Raw genomic sequence first — 20,194 nt, forward strand, 5'->3', positions numbered from 1 at the left:
CGAAGTAACTGCCGATGAGGTAATCGTGTTGAGCGAATCAGCTCCACTGCCTTTCCCAATCGATTCAGGTAACGATGCTGAAATTTCTGAGGAAGTTCGCCTTCGTTACCGCTACTTAGATCTTCGTCGCGAACGCCCAGCTGCAAATATGCGCCTTCGCTCTAAGGTCACATCTGCAATTCGTCGCGTGATGGAAGAGCTCGATTTCCATGAGATTGAAACTCCTTACCTCACTCGTTCGACACCAGAAGGTGCGCGCGACTTCCTCGTTCCAGTGCGTCTGCAGCCAGGCTCTTGGTATGCACTTCCTCAATCACCACAGCTCTTTAAACAACTGTTGATGGTCGCAGGCATGGAGCGCTACTACCAGATCGCTCGTTGCTTCCGTGATGAGGACTTCCGCGCAGACCGTCAGCCTGAGTTCACTCAGCTGGATATCGAAATGTCATTTATTGATCAAGCAGACATTCTCGCCGTCGCAGAACAAATCCTCGTAAAGATTTGGAAAGAGTCTGTTGGATACGATATTCCAACTCCTATTCGTCACATGACATATGCAGATGCGATGGATAAGTACGGATCAGATAAGCCTGATCTTCGTTTCGGATATGAGCTCGTTGAAGTTACGGATTACTTTAAAGAGACACCTTTCCGTGTATTCCAAGCACCATATGTCGGTGCGGTTGTGATGCCAGGTGGGGCGGCAACTCCACGTCGCGAGCTCGATGCCTGGCAAGACTGGGCAAAGGCGCGCGGCGCAAAGGGAATCGCCTACATCTTGGTTAATGAGGATGGAACGCTCGGCGGCCCGGTTTCGAAGAATATCTCCGAAGCAGAGGCGGCAGGAATTGCCGCTCTCGTGGGAGCAAAGAACGGTGATGCAATCTTCTTTGCAGCAGGCGAGCGTTCGCCATCTCAGCAACTTCTTGGAGCGGCTCGTCTAGAAATTGGAAAGCGTTGCGGCTTGATCGCTGAAGGTCAATGGGAGTTTCTCTGGGTTGTCGATGCGCCCATGTTTGAGCCAACAGATAACGGGGGATGGACTGCAGTTCACCATCCATTTACTGGACCTAAGCCGGAATTTGCTGCCACATTTAAGAGTAATCCAGCAGAAGCTCTCGCTTATGCATATGACATCGTTCTCAATGGAACAGAGCTGGGTGGAGGGTCGATCCGTATCCACGATCGCAATATCCAGAAGGATGTCTTTTCAGTGATCGGTCTTACCGATGAAGAGGCACAGAGTAAGTTCGGCTTCCTCCTCGAAGCATTTAACTATGGTCCACCTCCGCATGGAGGAATCGCACTTGGTCTCGATCGAGTATGTGCGTTATTGACTAACTCAGATTCAATTCGAGAGGTCATCGCATTCCCTAAGACCGCCAGCGGTGGAGACCCACTCACAGGTGCTCCAACTCCAATCACCGTAGCTCAACGCAAGGAAGCTGGGATCGATTGGGTGCCGGAAAAAGCACCGGTTAAAGAATAAGAAACGGTAGGCTAGAAACATGGGTCCAGGCGGAGTAGCAACAATCATTGCATCGGTATCTCTTTTGATTATCGCTGTGGCGATTGCCTATGTGGTCGTTCGTGTTGGCAAGCTCGTTGATGAAGCGTCGACAAGTTTGAAAGCTCTCACGGATGACACGACTCCACTCTTGGAAGAATCAACCCGAACTCTCGAACTTATTAATAGTCCTCTCGAGAGTTTTGCCCGTATCACCAAGAACGTTGAAGAAGTCACCTCCAAGGTCACCGATGCAACTACAGGTTTTATGGAGAAGAATGGTCCTGCAGTCAAAGTGGCTGGTGCGCTTCTGAGTGCAGCTCAGATTAGCAAGGGACGTAAAGCTAAAAAGAAAGCTGAGTAGTCCTCACCGTGCAATCTGCAGAAATTCGCTCACGCTGGCTTCGATTCTTCGAGTCGGAGAACTCTTTAGGTCTCAACCACATAGTGGTTCCGTCGGCATCTCTCATTGCAGACGATCCCAACTTGCTACTCGTCAATGCAGGTATGGTTCCCTTTAAGCCTTACTTTCTCGGTGAGGTAAAGCCTCCATTTGAGCGAGCAACCTCTGTACAGAAGTGTGTACGTACCCTCGACATTGATGAGGTTGGTAAGACAACACGACATGCATCGTTCTTCCAGATGTGTGGAAACTTCTCTTTCGGCAATTACTTCAAAGAGGGTGCGATCGCACTCGCATGGGAGCTACTCACCAAGCCCATTGCAGATGGTGGTTATGGATTCCCCGAAGATAAATTGTGGGTGACCGTCTATCTCGATGATGACGAAGCTGAAGATATTTGGCATAAAAAGATTGGCATTCCTAAAGAACGTATTCAACGTCGCGATATGGCAGATAATTTCTGGTCAATGGGTGTGCCAGGTCCATGCGGTCCGTGTTCTGAAATTTACTTCGATCGCGGACCTGCATATGGAAGCGATGGCGGACCGATTGCAGATGAAAATCGTTACCTAGAAATTTGGAATCTGGTCTTCATGCAGAATGAACGCGGCGAAGGCGGCGGAAAAGATGGCTACCCAATTCTCGGCGAACTTCCTGCAAAGAGCATCGATACTGGTCTCGGTCTAGAGCGCGCAGCAGCGCTATTGCAAGGCGTTGAGAACATCTATGAGATCGACACGACGATGCAGATTCTCTCCAAGGCGATGGATCTCTCTGGCGTTCAGTATGGATCAGCGGAGAAGTCAGATATCTCATTGCGCGTAATTGCAGACCATGCACGCACCGCTGCGATGTTGATAGGCGATGGCGTAACTCCGGGCAATGAAGGCCGTGGCTATGTTTTGCGTCGAATGATGCGTCGCACGATTCGTAATATGCGCCTTCTAGGTACCAATGATCCGATCATGTCAGAACTCACTACGGCGGCCATAGGTGCAATGGGGCCTCAGTATCCAGAGCTGGTTGCAGATTCAAAGCGCATTCTTGCCGTTGCCACCTCTGAAGAAGAGTCATTCCTTCAGACGCTCAAGAGCGGTACACAGATTTTTGATCTTGCCTCTACAGCGTTGAAGTCCGAGAAGAAGACGGTTCTTCCAGGTGATGAAGTCTTTAAATTGCATGATACTTATGGCTTCCCATTTGATCTTACGCTCGAGATGGCACGCGAAGAGGGTCTCGAAGTTGATGAGGATGGCTTCCGTCGTCTCATGAAGGAACAGCGCGATCGTGCTAAGGCAGATGCGAAGGCGAAGAAGAGTGGCCACACCGACCTCACTGAATATCGCAAGATTGCAGACGCTAAGGGAGTCACTGACTTTATTGGTTATTCGCACACTGAGGCCGATGCCAAAGTCAATGGAATCCTGGTCGACGGCCTGAGTGTCTCTAGTGCATTCGAAGGCGATGACGTAGAAGTTATTCTCGACGCAACACCCTTCTATGCAGAGGGGGGAGGACAGCTCGCAGATGGCGGTCGAATCACTCTCGCTAATGGTGCAATCATCGATATCTCTGATGTGCAAGCTCCGGTGAAGGGTCTCTCGGTTCACCGTGGGCGCGTTCTCATCGGTGAAGTTTCGGTCGGTGCAGCGGGACACGCTGTCATCGATGTCGAACGTCGTAATGCGATTTCTCGCGCACACACCGCAACTCACATGGTTCACAAAGCCTTCCGTGAAATCTTGGGTGAGACTGCAACTCAGGCAGGTTCTGAAAACTCACCTGGCCGTTTCCGCTTTGATTTCCCTTCAACAGGAGCAGTCTCTCCTGGAATTCTTAATGAGGTAGAAAGTCGCGTCAACGCGCTTCTTCTCAACAACTTGGCTGTGACAGCTGAAGTGATGACACAAGATGCCGCAAAGAAGATAGGTGCCATGGCCCTTTTCGGCGAAAAGTATGGTGATCAAGTTCGTGTGGTGAGCGTTGGTGATTGGGCACGAGAACTCTGCGGAGGCACTCACGTATCAAACTCGGGCCAGCTCGGAATCGTTAAACTCATCGGTGAATCTTCAATTGGAGCAGGTGTCCGACGAGTTGAAGCGCTGGTGGGATCAGATGCATATAGCTTCTTAGCTCGAGAACATATTCTCCTTAACTCGCTCACTGATTTGATCAAGGGTGCTCGGGTAGAAGAACTTCCAGAACGTATTCAAGGTCTCCTCGACAAGATCAAAGAGATTGAGAAGGAGCTCGCATCAGTTCGCTCAGCACAGGCACTTGCAAGCGTTGACCAACTCGCAGGTTCAGCGGTGCTCATCGGAGATACAACCTTTATTGGTGGTCTGTTGCCTGATGGAGTTTCTGGCGACGATCTCAAAAAGATCTCTCTCGAACTTCGCAACCGAGCATCCAATTCTGTTGTCGCACTTATTAGCGCCAACAGCGGACGACCAGTACTGGTCGCAACGACGAGCGATGCTGCTCGTGCATCCGGAATTAAGGCTGGCGAACTCGTCAAAGTTGGTTCAGCAGTACTTGGCGGCGGTGGCGGTGGAAAAGACGATTTCGCCCAGGGCGGAGGCGTTGATGCTTCGAAGTCGCTTCAGGCTTTAGAGGCTATCGCTGCTGCAATCACTGGAAAGTAATATGCAGCGAGGTCGCAGGATCGGTTTTGATTATGGCGATGCGCGAATCGGGGTTGCAGTCTGCGATCCCGATGGAATCCTTGCTACACCGCTTCCATTCTTGGATGCGAAGCACCCGAAACTTAAGGTTCACCTCACAGAGCTCTTTGCTGAATATTCACCGATAGCTATTTACGTGGGGCTACCCAAGCATCTATCAGGAAGCGAAGGGGTAGCCGTATCAAAGGTGAGAGATTTTGCTTCGGTCATCGAATCCTTGTTTCCTATTGCAGTCTCCTTTGTCGACGAACGTCTCACGACGGTAGATGCTGCGCGCAAATTACGTGAAGGTGGGAAGAATTCTCAAGAGTCTCGTGCATTTATAGATTCCATGGCAGCTGTATCTATCCTTGAGAGTGGCTTAGCAAGTGAAAATCGATAGAGACAATCTTCGTGGCGTAGCTGGTGTATTGGCAGCACTTTTAATTATCGCGGTGATTCACTTTCTCAAACCAGGTATATCTACCGCTGAGGATTTCGCTTGTAATTCAAAGTCCGGCGCACAGGAAGTTATTGATATTCATTCGGGTGAGATGGGTTCCCAAATAGCTCAAGAACTCTTCGAAAAGAAGGTAATCGCATCATACGAATCATTTTTCCGGGTAGCAGTCGATGACGAAAGGTCCGGGCGAATCGCACCAGGACTTCACTCGATTGATACTCATCTCTGCGCAAAGACAGCGCTAGAGCAACTACTCGATTCATCGCGCATCGGAAATCTCCTCGCCATCAATGAAGGTGCTTGGAATTCCGAGATTAAGAGCGCTCTCGCAAAGATTGGATACTCACAATCACAGATAGCTCATGGGTTTTCGCAAGTTACAGTTCCTACGCCATTCTCCGTTTTAGAAGGCCTGCTCTTTCCTGCCCAGTACAGTTTTGATTCAGAGACCTCGGTATCAGAAATATTGGAATCAATGATCATCCGCGGCCAGAGTGAATTGAAGAAGTCTGGAATTCTAAATGGTCAAGGTAAGTACACTCCAGCTCAATTATTAACAATTGCTTCTCTAGTGCAAGCAGAAGGCGATCGAAAAGACTTTGCCAAAATTTCACAAGTAGTCCGTAACCGACTCACAATTGGTATGCCTCTGCAGTTTGATTCAACAGTGCATTACATCAAGGGCAGTCGAGGAAAGGTCTTCCTCAGCACGCAATCGACTCTTATTTCATCGGCTTACAACACCTATCGTCGATACGGTCTCCCACCGGGGCCTATCAACAATCCAGGATTTGAGGCGATGTATGCGGCAACTCACCCAGAACAGGGAGCGTGGCTCTATTTCATCACAGTCGCGCCAGGGGATACTAGATTCACAGATTCCTTAGCTGAGTTTAATAATTGGAAGGTTATTTACAAGAAGAACCTCTCAGCAGGAAAGTTTGGTTGATAGAAATGTCACACATCATCAAAGGTGCCGTTTTAGGTTCACCTGTTGAACATTCCTTATCTCCATTGCTCCATAGAGAAGCTTTCGATTTCCTAGGTATTGCAGGGGAGTACACCCGTCAAGAGGTGGCTCTTGAATCACTGGCTCAATTCTTTGATTCTCAAGCAACTAATTTCGATTACTTTTCTCTCACAATGCCTCTTAAAGAAGAGGCGCTGACGCTTCCTGTAGTTATCGATCCTCTTGCTCTTCGTATTCAATCATCAAATACTTTGTATCGGCGTGGCGATCAATGGCACCTCACCAGCACTGATGGTTCTGGACTCATCTCCGCACTGAATCATGAAGGTTACACATCTTTCAGACGTGCTTTGGTTCTAGGTGCGGGTGGTACTGCACGCGCAGTTGTGGGTGCACTCGATGGAGTCGCCGATGAGATTGTGGTCTTGGGTCGCACAAGCACCAGACGTGATGTTCTAGAAGCCGCTGTTGAAAAGTCAAAATTCGACTACGAACGTTGGAACGATGCACCTGATTTTGCATCATATGAATTAGTGGTCAATACAACTCCAGCAGGTGCTGCTGATTTACTCGCTGAGTCGCTATCACCAGGTGCATGTTCACTTTTTTTCGATGTCATATATAAGCCTTGGCCTACGGTTCTAGGTTCACGTTGGTCTGATTCTGGCGGCGTTGTAATTAACGGTATCGAATTGCTTCTCTACCAGGGTATTCAACAACTTTCTTTAGCTTTGAATAGACCATTGGATGAACTTGCACTTGCAACACATCTACGCCCAATTTTGAAGAAGGCTATTCGTTAATCCACAGGCGAAAAAACTGCACCGTTCAAAATTAATACGCTCGCCCCATGGTGATTGCCGTGGTTCTGCTGATTTCAATAGTAGTTTCCCTTATTGATGTGGTTTCTCATCGGATACCAAATCGTCTCAATCTGGCTCTCTTCTTCGTATTGATTTTCGATATGCATCGAGTTCCACTGGGTGATGGCTTCATTCTCTTCATTTGCGTTCTTCTCATCTCCATTGCCTGCAGGGCTGGAGGCGGTGATATCAAGTTATTCGCGGTGTTGATTGTGACGCAAGGGCGCTACATAGCTTCCTTCAATTACCTTCTAGGTTTATGCATTTCATTAACCCTCATGGCTATGGTGACTGTAGTGCGCCGGCAATCCCTTGAAGGTTCTATTGCTCTGGCTCCCGCAATTTTGGCTCCATTTCTCTGGCTCTATCTCGAATTCTGATTTCTACCCCTAATAAAGGTGCCTGCCTCTGTACACATCTGAGATAATTCCTGCATGCGTTGGATAACAGCCGGTGAATCTCATGGCCCTGCCCTCTCAGCAATTATTGAAGGTATGCCTTCTCACATTCAGATATCGACAGCTGATATTGATCATCACCTAGCGCGCCGTCGCTTAGGAACTGGTCGAGGAGCAAGGCAGAACTTCGAGGCAGACAAAGTCTCAATTTTGGGTGGCGTGCGCCTCGGTGAGAGCCAAGGCGGTCCCATCTCTATTCAAGTAGGAAATAGCGAATGGCCAAAGTGGGAGAAGGTCATGTCCGCAGATGCTCTTCCTATTGAAGAGATTAGAGATTTAGCCCGCAATGCACCTCTATCCCGTCCACGGCCAGGACATGCAGACCTTGTAGGTATGCAGAAGTATGACTTTGATGATGCCCGACCAATTCTTGAACGAGCAAGTGCTCGCGAAACAGCCGCACGTGTTGCATTAGGCGCTATTGCAAAAGCTTTTCTAGAGCAGAGCATCGGAATTCAAATCTTTAGCCATGTCACTTCAATCGGAACCGCTTCGATAGCCGACAACCTACCACTGCCATTGCCCACTGATGTTGATCGTATCGATGCAGATCCTGTTCGATGCGCCTACCCAGAATTCTCTCAAGCGATGGTGGCTGAGATTGAAGCCGCACATAAGGAGGGAGACACACTCGGGGGAGTCTGCGAAATTCTTGCCTACAACTTGCCTCCAGGACTTGGTTCTCATGTCCATTGGGATCGTCGCTTAGACGCTCGACTCTCAGCTGCAATGATGGGTATTCAAGCAATCAAGGGCGTTGCTATCGGAGATGGCTTTACATCTGCAACGCGTCGCGGTTCAGAGGCTCATGATGAGATTGAGAAGAACTCCGAAGGAAAGATTGTTCGCCGCACTGATCGCGCAGGTGGAACAGAAGGTGGCATGTCCAACGGTGAAGTGCTTCGAGTCTCCATTGCGATGAAGCCGATTTCAACCGTTCCCAAGGCGCTCGACACGATCGACATCCTCTCTGGCGAGGCAGCAAAGGCAATCAATCAGCGTTCTGATGTTTGTGCCGTTCCAGCTGCAGGAATTGTCGGCGAGGCTATGGCTGCACTTGTTCTCGCTGAGGCGGTTCTAGAGAAGTTTGGCGGCGATTCCGTTGCTGAGACTCGTCGTAATTACCTCTCATATATGGAAAATTTACCTTTCAAGTAAATGGCACCGCGCATAGTTTTAATTGGTCCCATGGGTTCGGGTAAGACAACTATCGGCAACCGTTTGGCCACTGACTTCCAGCTCAGCTTTAGAGATACCGACCTGATGATTGTTCAACAGACGGGTCGTGAAATCTCAGATATCTTTATTGAAGATGGCGAAGATGAGTTCCGTGTCCTAGAGAAGATCATCTTGCGTACCGCATTACTTGAAGATGGCACCGTACTTTCTCTTGGTGGAGGTGCCTGTACCTCCCTCGATGCGCAATCGGCTTTGCGTGCATCTGGATCGTTCATCATCTATCTCAAGATTTCTCTCTCTCAGGTTTCCGCGCGTGTGGGATTTAATCAAGGGCGGCCACTCTTGATGGGTAATCCTCGCGCACAGTGGCAATCGCTGATGAATGAACGTGCACCTATTTATGAAGGTCTTGCACACTATGTCTGTGAAGTAGATGGCAAAACAATCGATCAGATTGCTGTCGAACTAGGAATCGCATTTGATTTACGAGGTAAGGGAGCAACCCATGGCTGAAATTAGTGTCTGCGCAGAACGTGAATACATCGTGCGCATCACGGGGGATTGGCGTGGAGACCTGAGCCCGATTGCTTCAAAGCGTGACCGTGTTGCCATCATTTTCCCAGTAACACTTGCCGATGCTCTACCAACATTCTCCTATAGCAACTCCGAAGTCCTTCTTCTGCCGATTCCTGATGGTGAAGCAGGGAAAGCATCGAAGACGATCAACTACATCTGGGATCAACTCGCGAAAGCTGGATTTACACGCAGCGATCTCATTGTGGCAATAGGTGGCGGGACCGTCACAGATGTAGCTGGTTTTGCGGCAAGTTCTTGGTTGCGCGGAATCGATTGGGTCGCAGTTCCGACAACTCTTGCCGGCATGGTTGATGCAGCTATAGGTGGTAAGACAGGGATCAATTCACCATTTGGAAAGAACCTCATTGGCGCATTCCATTCACCAGTGAGTGTCCTTATCGATGCCTCATGGTTGAGGACTTTGAGTGATAGGGATTTCGCTGCTGGGCTTGCCGAAGTAATCAAGTGTGGATTCATTGATGATGCCGAAATTCTTAATTTAGTTTCACATAAATCGCTTTCACAGATACGCGGGGACCATTCGCTAGTCAACAATCTCATTGAGCGTTCCGTGACAACCAAAGCCAAGGTAGTGAGCACGGATTTCAAAGAATCAGAGCTTCGAGAGATTCTCAATTACGGACATACCTTTGGGCATGCAATAGAACGAGTTTCTGACTACGCAATTCGCCACGGAGAAGCAGTTTCAATAGGAATGGTCTTTGTAGCTGAGCTGGCCGCTGCTGAGGGGTTGATTGATTCAACTCTGGTAGAGAAGCATCGGGAAATACTCAGTGCTGTTGGTTTGCCAACGTCGCTAGGTGCAATTCCTGGCGCACATAACTGGCCGAGCCTCTTCGCTGCGATGGCGCTCGATAAGAAGTCCCGGGGTTCAATGATTCGTTTTGTTGTACTGAATCAGATTGGAAATTGCGGTCGCCTAGAGGGTGTCACTGAGGAGCAATTGAAATCTGCCTATGAGAAGGTTCTCTCATGAAGGTATTGATTATCAATGGTCCAAATCTTGCACGCCTCGATATCCGTGACTCTGCGGTGTATGGCAATCTAACATACCCACAACTTGTTGAATTCATTACTCTTGGTGCACGAGAGCTTGGCTTCGAGGCCGATGTCCGACAGAGCGATCAAGAGTCAGAGATTATTGGCTGGCTTCACGGCGCTGCAGATACCAATACTCCTGTGATTATCAATCCTGCTGCTTTCACTCATTATTCTTACGCTATTCGCGACGCTGCAGAGTTAGTGAAGGCGCCATTGATTGAAGTTCACCTCTCGAATCCACTTGCACGCGAGGAATTCCGACACACATCTGTGATTTCGGGCATTGCAAACGGAACAATCGGTGGATTCGGTCCAGATTCATATCTCCTCGCACTACGCGCACTCGTAAAGCTACTCAATAAGTAGGGTAAACTCTGCGCTCGTGTCCTGATAGTCGGGACTTTCGAACTGGAGTAAATGATGGCAACAACTAACGATCTAAAAAATGGCATGGTTCTTGATATCGAAGGCCAGCTCTGGACAGTTGTTGAATTCCAGCATGTCAAGCCAGGTAAGGGCCCTGCATTTGTGCGCACTAAGCTCAAGCAGGTTCTCAGCGGCAAGGTTATCGATCGCACATTTAATGCAGGCGTGAAGGTTGAGACTGCAGTCGTCGAAAAGCGAGAAATGACATTCCTCTACAAGGAGGGCGATGACTTCGTATTTATGGACGATGTGAACTTCGATCAGATGACAATCTCTGAAGCAACTGTGTCAGATGCTGCTAACTATATGCTTGAGAACACTTCTGCAATCGTTGCTATTCATGAAGGTAACCCACTCTTTATCGAACTTCCAGCATCTGTTGCCCTGAAGATTACTTACACAGAGCCAGGTCTGCAGGGAGATCGTTCTTCTGGCGGAACAAAGCCTGCAACTGTTGAGACTGGAATCCAGATACAGGTTCCGCTATTTATCAAGCAGGATGAAGTTGTAATGGTCGACACTCGAGATGGTTCATATCAGGGTCGAGCAAATTAGTTCAATGACACGTCATCTGAATTTGAGTAATCAGTAATGAGTGCACGCAGTAAAGCGCGCAAGCAAGCTCTCGACATTCTCTACGAATCAGATATACGTAACTCTGATCCTCTAGCAACTCTTGAGGCGCGAGATATCGTTGAGGAAGGTCCTGATGCACGTCCCATACGCGAGTTCACCAGAGAACTCATTGCAGGAGTTGCAACCCATAAGCGCAAAATTGATGAACTGATTGCTACCTATGCGCAGGGCTGGGACATGGATCGCCTTGCGGCAGTAGATAGAAATATCTTGCGTCTTGGTATTTATGAAATCATTTGGAGCGATGAACTCGCCGATGGGATTGCAATCGATGAGGCCATCACGCTAGCTAAAGATCTTTCAACAGATGATTCAGCAACTTTTATCCACGGTGTGCTTGGAAGGATTTCCTCTATTAAAGAGAGTGTTGCCCGCTAACTTCCGAGGCAAAGAGAAATCCGCTCAAACGGAGCGTCTGATTGAGTTCATTGATATGTAAATCGCTTAAGAGGGCCAGTGTCTCTGCATCTGTTCGACGCAATGACATGACCTCACCATTCCAATCTGAGCGCTTATGAGCAACTGCTGCAAGAAATTTTTTGATGGGTTCAAGGGTTTCATCAAGGTTTTCTAACACTCGGATTCTGCGAAGATCAAAGACGTAGCGACCTTTGCTCATATCAGCTTCAACCTCTCTATCTACGAAGAAGTATTCGATCGGAACATCATAGAGTCCGGCCAATTGTTCGAGACGTGCAAGAGATATTGCTCGCGTTCCACGCTCATAGGAACCGAGCACGACGGCTTTGACTGTACCGCCGCTGAAGGCTTCAAACTCCTCAAGGGTGTATCCCTTCTTACGGCGAAGCTCCTTGAGAAGATGGGCGCAACGTTCCTCAATGACAGCTTTCATGGCAGATTTCCTCTCGACAATGTATGGAAGCGAGAGTATGTCTGTGCTTAATCGTGGCGCGGCCGTCATCCACAGCCCCTATGAATGGGGTGGTAAAGTACGCCCAGCATTCCTTTAACAACCTGTCCAGAGAGGCAGGAAAGGAGAAGTACATGGGCGCAGCTCTTGCATCCGAGGATATATCTCGGGCTTTGACTCGAATCTCTCATGAGATTCTTGAGCGAAATTCCGGTTCATCGAATATCACTATCTTGGGCATCCCCACACGAGGTGCCCATCTTGCTACCCGTCTTGCCAAGATCATTGAGAGTATCGAAGGCGTGCCAGTTCAGGTCGGAACTTTGGATATCACTCTCCATCGCGATGATTTACGTTTACGTGCCCCACGACCTTTGATGGAGACTTCGATTCCAGCCCTAGGTGTTGAGGGGCGAACCGTTGTTTTAGTGGATGACGTTCTCTTTTCAGGTCGAACGATTCGATCGGCACTCGATGCCATTGGCGAAATCGGACGACCAGAACGAGTGCAATTGGCTGTTCTTGTAGATCGAGGACATAGAGAACTGCCGATTAAAGCCGATTTCGTAGGTAAAAATCTTCCCACTTCAAAGAACCAGAGCGTCAAAGTTGCGTTGGTAGAACATGATGGGCTTGATGAAGTTCGCATTGAGGGGGAGAGCGCATGAAGCACCTACTTTCCATCAATGACATTGATAAGGATTTCGCTCTCACAATTCTCGATACAGCAGCAGAAATGGCTCGTGTTTCGGAAAGCCCTGTGAAAAAGCTTCCAACTTTGCGCGGTAAGACTGTAGTTAATCTCTTTGCGGAAGATTCAACGCGAACGCGAATCTCTTTTGAGGCAGCAGCCAAACGTCTCTCTGCTGATGTCATTAACTTCACGGCAAAGGGTTCGAGTATTAGCAAGGGCGAATCGCTGAAAGATACTGCTCAAACCTTGCAAGCTCTTGGTGCTGATGCGGTGATTATTCGCCACCCTGCATCTGGTGCAGCTCATCGTCTTGCACAGGGTAAGTGGATGAATGGAACCGTTATTAATGCCGGTGACGGTACACATGAACATCCAAGTCAAGCACTTTTGGATGCATACACAATTCGGAAAAATCTACGTAACGGAAAAGGCGATCTCACAGGATTGCACATCGCAATTGTCGGAGATATTCTGCATTCACGAGTAGCTCGTTCGAATGTCTTGCTTCTCAATAAGCTGGGAGCCTCAGTAACTCTCGTCGCTCCGCCGACATTGTTGCCTCATCAGGTTGAGGAATGGCCGGTGAAGGTTTCATATGACTTCAACGCAATACTCCCAACAGTAGATGCAGTCATTATGTTGCGCATTCAGCAAGAGCGAATGAGTGACCTCTATTTTCCATCAGAGCGCGAGTACTCGGCTCTTTTTGGGATTGATGCGGAACGACTTGCGATGACAAAGCAGGGGAGCATTGTGATGCACCCAGGACCCATGAACAGAGGATTAGAGATTAGCGCTGAGGCTGCTGATAGCCCTCAGTCTGTTGTAGTGGAACAAGTTGCCAATGGCGTATCAATCCGAATGGCAATTCTCTACCTCTTCATCACCGGAAGTCAGGAGTCAGTCAATGCCTAGTTCAATTCTCATTAAAGGTGGCTCGATTCAGGGAGCTTTCGCCCAGGATGTGCTGATAGAAGATGGAGTTATTACCAAGATAGCTTCCACGATTGATGGTGAGTTTACGTGTGTTATCGAAGCCCAAGGTCATGTGCTTCTTCCAGGATTTGTAGATTTACATACTCATTTACGTGAGCCAGGTCGTGAGAATTCAGAGACTATCGCAACAGGCTCTCTTGCAGCAGCTCGTGGTGGTTATGTAGCAGTGAGTGCAATGGCAAACACCCTTCCCGTTGCTGATACGGCGGCAATCGTCGAACAAGTTTCGTCCATTGGTAAGAAAGTTGGATTGGTTGATGTCTTTCCCGTCGGCGCAGTAACGAAGGGTCTTGAAGGCCATCAACTCGCAGATCTAGGATCAATGGCACATTCTCTAGCACAGGTACGAATGTTTAGCGATGACGGAAACTGCGTTTCTGATCCATTATTGATGCGTAGAGCTCTCGAATATGTAAAGCAGTTCGATGGAGTGATTGCACAGCATGCTCAGGATCCACGTCTTACTGAAGGTTCACAGATGAATGAAGGCGTAATTGCCTCTACGCTGGGGCTCAAGGGTTGGCCTGCAGTTGCTGAAGAATCAATCATTGCTCGCGATATCTTGTTGGCAAATATGGTTGGCTCGAAGCTTCATATCTGTCACGTGACGACAAAGGGTGGCGTTGAGATTATTCGTTGGGCAAAAGCACAAGGAATGAAGGTTTCCGCTGAAGTAACACCGCATCATCTGCTTCTTACGGATGAGACTGCGCAAAGTTACGATCCGATTTACAAGGTCAATCCACCGCTACGCACCCAAGAAGATGTTCTCGCACTGCGCGCAGCGCTCGTCGATGGCACCATCGACATCGTCGGAACAGACCATGCACCACATCCCGTTGAGAGCAAAGAGTGCGAATGGCAGAGCGCTGCTTTTGGAATGGTGGGCCTGGAAACGGCCTTCCCGATCCTCTACACAACTTTGATTTCAACCGGAGAAATGTCGTGGGATCGAGCCGCGCAGGTGATGAGCCAGAGCCCTGCGGCTATCGCAGGCTATGCCTCACACGGCCAGAAGATCGAGATTGGCGCCCCAGCCCACATCACAGTCGTAGATCCGAAGGGCGTTATGGTCGTAGATCGCGCTCAATTGGCATCTAAGAGCAAGAACACACCCTTTCACGGCATGGAGTTCCAAGGAACCGTGGTGGCTACTGTATTTAATGGTCACCTCACACATAAGGTCGGTAATTGATGAGCAAGGCATATCTCGTACTCGATGATGGACGCATCTTTGAAGGTCGCTCTTGGGGCGCCGTCGGTAAGACCTTTGGCGAAGCCGTCTTCCAAACAGGAATGACTGGCTACCAAGAGACCTTGACCGACCCTTCTTATCATCGCCAGATTGTGATCATGACGGCACCTCATATCGGTAATACGGGGGTCAATCTTGAAGATAATGAATCTTCGAAGATCTGGGTCTCCGGTTTTGTTGTGAGGAACCCATCCACAATTACCAGCAACTGGCGCAGCACCTCAGATCTCGAGGAAGAGCTTATTCGCCAAGGCGTTGTGGGTATATCAGCAGTGGATACTCGCGCAATCACGCGCCACTTGCGCTATCGCGGAGCGATGCGTGTGGGAATCTTCTCCGATACCGATCTCACTCGGGAAGAGATGGTGATTGAGGTACGCAAGCAGAGCCCTATGTCAGGAGCGTATCTCTGCGCTGATGTGTCTACGGAATCGCCATATCTTGTTCCCGCAATCGGAGAGAAGAAATTTACTGTTGTTGCACTCGATCTTGGAATTAAGGCTGCAACGCCACGCAATATGGCAGAGCGTGGAATAGAAGTTCATGTTGTGCCATACAACACCACGCTTGAAGAGATTCTCTCATATCATCCAGATGGAGTTTTTTTATCAAATGGACCTGGCGATCCTGCAACGATGACAGATACCGTCGCGCTCGTTCGCGACATATTGATTGAAGAGATTCCTATCTTCGGTATCTGCTTCGGTCAACAGATTCTGGGTCGCGCTCTCGGTTTTGAAACTTATAAGTTGCAATTCGGTCACCGCGGAATTAATCAGCCTGTTATGGATCGGAAGACAGGAAAAGTTGAAATCACCGCGCACAATCATGGTTTCGCAGTGAATGCCCCTACCGATTCTGTATTTTCTACAGTTTTCGGTCCAGGACAAGTGACGCATATCTGTCTCAACGATGGAGTTGTAGAAGGTTTAGAGCTTCTCGAACGCGGCGCATTCAGCGTTCAGTACCATCCCGAAGCAGCTGCTGGACCACATGATGCAAGTTATCTCTTTGATCGCTTTGTTGCCTTGATGGAGAAGTATCCACGAAAGGTGGTCACCTCATAATGGCTCTCGACACATCTATTAAGAGCGTTCTAGTTATCGGTTCAGGGCCAATTGTTATTGGCCAAGCGTGCGAATTCGATTATTCAGGCACCCAGGCTTGCCGTGTGCTCAAAGCTGAAGGCATTCGTGTCATTCTCGTGAATTCGAACCCTGCGACAATCATGACCGATCCCGAATTTGCTGATGCGACCTATATCGAACCGATTACACCGGAATTCATTGAGCGCATCATCATGAAGGAAAAGCCCGATGCTGTTCTTGCAACGCTTGGTGGTCAGACTGCTCTTAATGCAGCGATCGGGATGTATGAGGCAGGAATTCTCGAACGTCACAATGTAAAACTCATTGGTGCAGATGTTGATGCAATCAACCGCGGTGAAAATCGCGAGCTTTTCCGTGCAATTGTTGAAAAGGTTGGGGGAGAATCCGCTCAATCAATCATCTGCCACACCATGGACGAAGTACTAGCAGCCGCGGCACAATTGAATTATCCATGCGTTATTCGTCCCTCATTTACCATGGGTGGACTTGGCTCAGGTATCGCTCATGATGAAGAAACACTTCGACAGATTGCAGGGGCTGGCCTTCGTCACTCGCCAACATCTGAAGTTCTTATCGAAGAGTCAATCATTGGGTGGAAAGAGTATGAACTTGAGGTGATGCGCGACCGCGTGGATAACGTGGTAATTGTCTGCTCCATCGAAAACATCGACCCAATGGGTGTTCACACTGGTGACTCAATTACTGTGGCACCAGCGCTTACTCTGACAGATGTTGAATACCAAAAGCTTCGTAATCTTTCGATTTCCATTATTCGAGAAGTTGGCGTCGATACCGGTGGATGTAATATTCAATTCGCTGTCAATCCAGATAATGGACGTATCATTGTGATTGAGATGAATCCACGTGTTTCCCGTTCATCTGCATTGGCATCAAAGGCGACTGGTTTTCCTATTGCAAAGATCGCCACCAAATTGGCAATTGGATACACTCTGGATGAAATCAAGAATGACATCACTCAGGTAACTCCAGCATCTTTCGAACCAACACTTGATTACATCGTTGTTAAAGCACCTCGCTTTGCATTTGAGAAATTTGCAGATGCAGATCCACGTCTTACAACCACGATGAAGAGCGTTGGTGAAGCGATGGCTATCGGTCGATCATTCCCAGAAGCGCTCATGAAGGCGCTTCGATCTCTCGAACGTAAGGAAGCAATCTTCACCTTCCCGGCAGAGACTGGAGATATCAACATTCCAGAGCTTCTCGAGGCGATGAAGAAACCTACCGAATATCGTCTTCAACAGGTCCATCGCGCACTGTGGGCTGGTGCGGATATTGAAGATGTCTTTGCCTCGACCAAGATTGATCGCTGGTATCTCAAGCAACTACAAGAGATTAATACAGCTGCGCGAGAGATCGCTCAACCCGGTGAAATGACTTTTGACTCACTCAAGTTCGCGAAATCTTTTGGTTTCTCAGATGCACAGATAGCTCAACTTCGCGGACTCACAGAAGAGGATGTTCGCAAGGCGCGCCACCATCTTGGATTGCACCCTGTCTACAAGACTGTCGATACCTGTGCTGCTGAGTTCGAGGCGCATACGCCATATCACTATTCAAGTTACGAAGAAGAGACCGAAGTTCGTTCACGTACAAAACCAGCTGTCATCATCTTGGGTTCTGGACCTAACCGCATCGGTCAAGGAATTGAATTCGACTACTCATGTGTGCATGCCGCATTTACATTGCGAGAAGCTGATTTCGAGACCATCATGATCAACTGCAATCCTGAAACGGTTTCTACTGACTATGACACAAGTGATCGCCTCTACTTCGAACCTCTCACACTTGAAGATGTACTTGAAGTTATTCATGCTGAGACACTCGCAGGTCCAGTATTAGGCGTTATTACACAGCTGGGAGGACAGACTCCGCTCGGATTAGCAGCTGGACTTAAGGCTGCAGGCGTCACCATTCTTGGAACAAGTCCCGATGCAATCAATCTTGCAGAAGAGCGTGGCGCTTTCGGTGAGGTTCTTCGATCAAAGAACCTCACTGCTCCAGAATTTGGGATGGCTTCCTCTGAAAGTGAGGCGATTGCAATCGCACAGCGCATCGGTTATCCAGTTCTGGTCCGTCCATCATTCGTCCTAGGTGGTCGAGGCATGGAAATTGTCTATGACGATCAATCTCTCTCAGGCTTTATTACGCGCGCCACCGATATCACTCCTGACCATCCGGTACTAGTTGATCGCTTCCTGGATTCTGCTATTGAGCTTGACGTCGACGCTCTCTATGACGGAGAAGAACTTTTCCTCGGAGGAATCATGGAGCATATCGAAGAGGCGGGAATTCACTCGGGGGACTCAGCTTGTGTTCTTCCAGCCATGACCATCTCAGATGAATCGCGAGCCGAGGTTCGCAGAGCAACGCTTGCGATTGCAGAAGGCGTGGGTGTTCGTGGATTAATCAATATTCAATTCGCGATGGCGGGAAATATTCTCTATGTACTCGAGGCAAATCCACGTGCATCTCGAACTGTTCCTTTTGTCAGCAAGGCAACCGGTGTTCCACTTGCCAAAGCTGCTGCTCGAATCTCGGTAGGAGCAACCGTTGCTCAACTCAAGAGCGAAGGCATGCTTCCAGCTAGTGACATTCATGTGCCTCGTGGAATCAGCGTTAAAGAGGCCGTTCTTCCTTGGAACCGCTTTCGTCGCACCGATGGGCGTGGGGTAGATGCGGTACTTGGACCAGAGATGCGCTCGACAGGTGAAGTCATGGGAATCTCATCGACATTTGGCGGCGCTTACGCGAAGTCCCAAATCAGCTCTTTTGGACCTCTACCTCATAATGGAACAGTCTTTATCTCGCTCGCCGATAAAGATAAGACCGCAGGCGTTGATGCTACACGAGCACTCGTAGATCTTGGTTTCAAGGTTCTTACTACTGCAGGAACAGCTCGCTTCCTTGAAGAGAAAGGCGTAGTCACTACAGAAGTTCGCAAGAACTCAGAGGGTCGCGGACCGCTGGGCGAACCAACAATCGTCGATATTCTCAACTCAGGTGAGATCAATTTGGTCATTAATACACCGGTAGGTCGTGGCACTCGCGCCGATGGATGGGCGATTCGTACAGCTGCAGTGCAGCGCAGTATTCCTATCATCACAACAACGCCTGGATTTAGCGCCGCGGTCGAAGGTATCAAGGTTCTTCGCCAGGGCGAACTCGGAGTCGAATCTATCCAAGAGTGGTTGGCATGAGCACCATCAATAAGGCGGCTGCTCAAGTAACAGCAACCGTCATCTCCAATAAACGAATCGGCGCCTATCATCAGATCATCTTGAGTGTGGGCGAAGTTGTCCGACACTGTCGACCAGGTAACTTCATTGCGATTCAAGTAGGTGGAGATACCTCGCGCATGGTGCTGCGCAGAGCATTTGCGATTTCTCGCACCTCTGAGAACGCCCAATTTGGTGGAACGGTAGAACTCATCGTCGCTCCACATGGCTCAGGGTCGAAGTGGCTCTGTTCACTTGATGAAGGTACTGAAATCGATGTCGTGACTCCGCTTGGAAAGTCATTTGGTATTCCTACGGAACCCGCTAATGCTCTATTAATCGGCGGCGGATATGGATCGGCTCCACTCTTTGGACTTGCCGACCTTTTGAAGTCACGAGGGTGCAAGGTAGATATGGTTCTTGGTGCGAGCAACGGAAATAAGATCTATGCACCGATGGAAGGAAAGCGTTCTGTTAACTCCCTCAAGATCTTCACAGAAGATGGCTCTATGGGAGACCACGGAAGAGTTACTTCTCAATTAGATGCAATCATTACAGAGCGCAATATTGAAATTATCTACTCATGCGGTCCCATGGCAATGCTCAAAGCCATTACAGAAATTGCCGATGCCCATGGCGTCATCCATCAAGCATCGGTAGAAGAATCAATGGCCTGTGGAATTGGAATCTGCATGACGTGCGTACTTCCCGTTCGAGGTGACGATGGAGCTATCTCTATGAAGCGTTCATGTATCGATGGGCCCGTCATGGATGGATCATCCGTATGTTGGGATTTAGTCGGCAAGAGCACGGAGGGTTTCTAA

At 48.9% G+C, this 20,194-nt stretch carries 20 protein-coding genes; 19 read left to right on the plus strand and 1 reads right to left on the minus strand.

The window, feature by feature from the left end; translation table 11 throughout:
- The 13 genes from aspS to nusB all read left to right on the plus strand — a co-directional run.
- Window positions 1–1,489, plus strand: a 1,489-nt coding sequence (gene aspS, locus ACKOVI_RS04025) for an aspartate--tRNA ligase (RefSeq protein ID WP_509602751.1), incomplete at its 5' end; no start/stop codon positions are given.
- Between the two features lie 19 nt (window positions 1,490–1,508).
- A complete protein-coding gene (locus tag ACKOVI_RS04030) occupies window positions 1,509–1,871 on the plus strand; it encodes a DUF948 domain-containing protein (RefSeq protein WP_509602752.1) in 363 nt (120 codons plus the stop codon).
- Between the two features lie 8 nt (window positions 1,872–1,879).
- Window positions 1,880–4,555, plus strand: coding sequence for an alanine--tRNA ligase (gene alaS, locus ACKOVI_RS04035; RefSeq protein ID WP_509602753.1), 2,676 nt, complete (start codon window positions 1,880–1,882; stop codon window positions 4,553–4,555).
- A 1-nt stretch (window position 4,556) separates the two neighbouring features.
- A complete protein-coding gene (ruvX, locus tag ACKOVI_RS04040) occupies window positions 4,557–4,976 on the plus strand; it encodes a Holliday junction resolvase RuvX (protein ID WP_509602754.1) in 420 nt (139 codons plus the stop codon).
- Entirely contained in the window at window positions 4,963–5,985 is a 1,023-nt protein-coding gene (mltG, locus tag ACKOVI_RS04045) for an endolytic transglycosylase MltG (protein WP_509602755.1), read from the plus strand. Before ruvX ends, mltG begins: the two co-directional genes overlap by 14 nt.
- 5 nt (window positions 5,986–5,990) lie before the next feature.
- On the plus strand, window positions 5,991–6,809 hold the full coding sequence (locus ACKOVI_RS04050) for a shikimate dehydrogenase (protein ID WP_509602757.1): 819 nt from the start codon (window positions 5,991–5,993) through the stop codon (window positions 6,807–6,809).
- Between the two features lie 47 nt (window positions 6,810–6,856).
- Window positions 6,857–7,249, plus strand: coding sequence for a prepilin peptidase (locus ACKOVI_RS04055; protein ID WP_509602758.1), 393 nt, complete (start codon window positions 6,857–6,859; stop codon window positions 7,247–7,249).
- A gap of 54 nt (window positions 7,250–7,303) precedes the next feature.
- Entirely contained in the window at window positions 7,304–8,485 is a 1,182-nt protein-coding gene (gene aroC, locus ACKOVI_RS04060) for a chorismate synthase (RefSeq protein WP_509602759.1), read from the plus strand.
- Window positions 8,486–9,019 (plus strand): shikimate kinase, encoded by a 534-nt coding sequence (locus ACKOVI_RS04065; RefSeq protein WP_509602760.1) that lies wholly within the window; start codon window positions 8,486–8,488, stop codon window positions 9,017–9,019.
- Window positions 9,012–10,079 carry a 3-dehydroquinate synthase gene (gene aroB / locus ACKOVI_RS04070; protein ID WP_509602761.1) on the plus strand — a complete coding sequence of 356 codons (1,068 nt, stop codon included), beginning with the start codon at window positions 9,012–9,014 and terminating at the stop codon, window positions 10,077–10,079. Before ACKOVI_RS04065 ends, aroB begins: the two co-directional genes overlap by 8 nt.
- A complete protein-coding gene (gene aroQ / locus ACKOVI_RS04075) occupies window positions 10,076–10,510 on the plus strand; it encodes a type II 3-dehydroquinate dehydratase (protein WP_509602762.1) in 435 nt (144 codons plus the stop codon). Before aroB ends, aroQ begins: the two co-directional genes overlap by 4 nt.
- 54 nt (window positions 10,511–10,564) lie before the next feature.
- Window positions 10,565–11,125 (plus strand): elongation factor P, encoded by a 561-nt coding sequence (gene efp, locus ACKOVI_RS04080; RefSeq protein ID WP_509602786.1) that lies wholly within the window; start codon window positions 10,565–10,567, stop codon window positions 11,123–11,125.
- 36 nt (window positions 11,126–11,161) lie between these two features.
- The gene (nusB, locus tag ACKOVI_RS04085) at window positions 11,162–11,584 is read left to right on the plus strand and encodes a transcription antitermination factor NusB (RefSeq protein ID WP_509602764.1); all 423 of its coding nucleotides are present in this window, start codon (window positions 11,162–11,164) and stop codon (window positions 11,582–11,584) included.
- On the opposite strand, the gene ACKOVI_RS04090 is transcribed toward nusB, so the two are convergent.
- Window positions 11,562–12,059, minus strand: coding sequence for a helix-turn-helix domain-containing protein (locus ACKOVI_RS04090; protein WP_509602766.1), 498 nt, complete (start codon window positions 12,057–12,059; stop codon window positions 11,562–11,564). The two genes, nusB and ACKOVI_RS04090, sit on opposite strands and share 23 nt — an antisense overlap.
- Before the next feature lie 152 nt (window positions 12,060–12,211).
- On the opposite strand from ACKOVI_RS04090, the gene pyrR reads away from it, so the two are divergent.
- From pyrR to ACKOVI_RS04120, 6 genes are read left to right on the plus strand one after another with little or no spacing between them, the layout of a single operon-like run.
- Entirely contained in the window at window positions 12,212–12,745 is a 534-nt protein-coding gene (gene pyrR / locus ACKOVI_RS04095; protein ID WP_509602768.1) for a bifunctional pyr operon transcriptional regulator/uracil phosphoribosyltransferase PyrR, read from the plus strand.
- Window positions 12,742–13,686, plus strand: a complete 945-nt coding sequence (locus ACKOVI_RS04100) for an aspartate carbamoyltransferase catalytic subunit (RefSeq protein WP_509602769.1) — start codon at window positions 12,742–12,744, stop codon at window positions 13,684–13,686. The genes pyrR and ACKOVI_RS04100 overlap by 4 nt, the downstream gene beginning before the upstream one ends.
- Complete coding sequence (locus ACKOVI_RS04105) at window positions 13,679–14,962, plus strand: dihydroorotase (protein ID WP_509602770.1); 1,284 nt, start codon at window positions 13,679–13,681, stop codon at window positions 14,960–14,962. The genes ACKOVI_RS04100 and ACKOVI_RS04105 overlap by 8 nt, the downstream gene beginning before the upstream one ends.
- Window positions 14,962–16,089 (plus strand): glutamine-hydrolyzing carbamoyl-phosphate synthase small subunit, encoded by a 1,128-nt coding sequence (gene carA, locus ACKOVI_RS04110; protein WP_509602772.1) that lies wholly within the window; start codon window positions 14,962–14,964, stop codon window positions 16,087–16,089. The genes ACKOVI_RS04105 and carA overlap by 1 nt, the downstream gene beginning before the upstream one ends.
- Window positions 16,089–19,352, plus strand: a complete 3,264-nt coding sequence (gene carB, locus ACKOVI_RS04115) for a carbamoyl-phosphate synthase large subunit (RefSeq protein WP_509602774.1) — start codon at window positions 16,089–16,091, stop codon at window positions 19,350–19,352. Before carA ends, carB begins: the two co-directional genes overlap by 1 nt.
- Window positions 19,349–20,194 carry a dihydroorotate dehydrogenase electron transfer subunit gene (locus ACKOVI_RS04120; RefSeq protein WP_509602775.1) on the plus strand — a complete coding sequence of 282 codons (846 nt, stop codon included), beginning with the start codon at window positions 19,349–19,351 and terminating at the stop codon, window positions 20,192–20,194. Before carB ends, ACKOVI_RS04120 begins: the two co-directional genes overlap by 4 nt.

The sequence above is a fragment of the Candidatus Planktophila sp. genome (assembly GCF_046070465.1).
Lineage (GTDB): Bacteria > Actinomycetota > Actinomycetes > Nanopelagicales > Nanopelagicaceae > Planktophila.

Coding starts and splice junctions, on each gene's coding strand:
- ACKOVI_RS04030 (WP_509602752.1), top strand. CDS start 1,509: ATGGGTCCAGGCGGAGTAGCAACAATCATTGCATCGGTATCTCTTTTG.
- ruvX (WP_509602754.1), top strand. CDS start 4,557: ATGCAGCGAGGTCGCAGGATCGGTTTTGATTATGGCGATGCGCGAATC.
- ACKOVI_RS04050 (WP_509602757.1), top strand. CDS start 5,991: ATGTCACACATCATCAAAGGTGCCGTTTTAGGTTCACCTGTTGAACAT.
- ACKOVI_RS04055 (WP_509602758.1), top strand. CDS start 6,857: ATGGTGATTGCCGTGGTTCTGCTGATTTCAATAGTAGTTTCCCTTATT.
- aroC (WP_509602759.1), top strand. CDS start 7,304: ATGCGTTGGATAACAGCCGGTGAATCTCATGGCCCTGCCCTCTCAGCA.
- ACKOVI_RS04065 (WP_509602760.1), top strand. CDS start 8,486: ATGGCACCGCGCATAGTTTTAATTGGTCCCATGGGTTCGGGTAAGACA.
- aroB (WP_509602761.1), top strand. CDS start 9,012: ATGGCTGAAATTAGTGTCTGCGCAGAACGTGAATACATCGTGCGCATC.
- aroQ (WP_509602762.1), top strand. CDS start 10,076: ATGAAGGTATTGATTATCAATGGTCCAAATCTTGCACGCCTCGATATC.
- efp (WP_509602786.1), top strand. CDS start 10,565: ATGGCAACAACTAACGATCTAAAAAATGGCATGGTTCTTGATATCGAA.
- nusB (WP_509602764.1), top strand. CDS start 11,162: ATGAGTGCACGCAGTAAAGCGCGCAAGCAAGCTCTCGACATTCTCTAC.
- ACKOVI_RS04090 (WP_509602766.1), bottom strand. CDS start 12,059: ATGAAAGCTGTCATTGAGGAACGTTGCGCCCATCTTCTCAAGGAGCTT.
- pyrR (WP_509602768.1), top strand. CDS start 12,212: ATGGGCGCAGCTCTTGCATCCGAGGATATATCTCGGGCTTTGACTCGA.
- ACKOVI_RS04100 (WP_509602769.1), top strand. CDS start 12,742: ATGAAGCACCTACTTTCCATCAATGACATTGATAAGGATTTCGCTCTC.
- ACKOVI_RS04105 (WP_509602770.1), top strand. CDS start 13,679: ATGCCTAGTTCAATTCTCATTAAAGGTGGCTCGATTCAGGGAGCTTTC.
- carA (WP_509602772.1), top strand. CDS start 14,962: ATGAGCAAGGCATATCTCGTACTCGATGATGGACGCATCTTTGAAGGT.
- carB (WP_509602774.1), top strand. CDS start 16,089: ATGGCTCTCGACACATCTATTAAGAGCGTTCTAGTTATCGGTTCAGGG.
- ACKOVI_RS04120 (WP_509602775.1), top strand. CDS start 19,349: ATGAGCACCATCAATAAGGCGGCTGCTCAAGTAACAGCAACCGTCATC.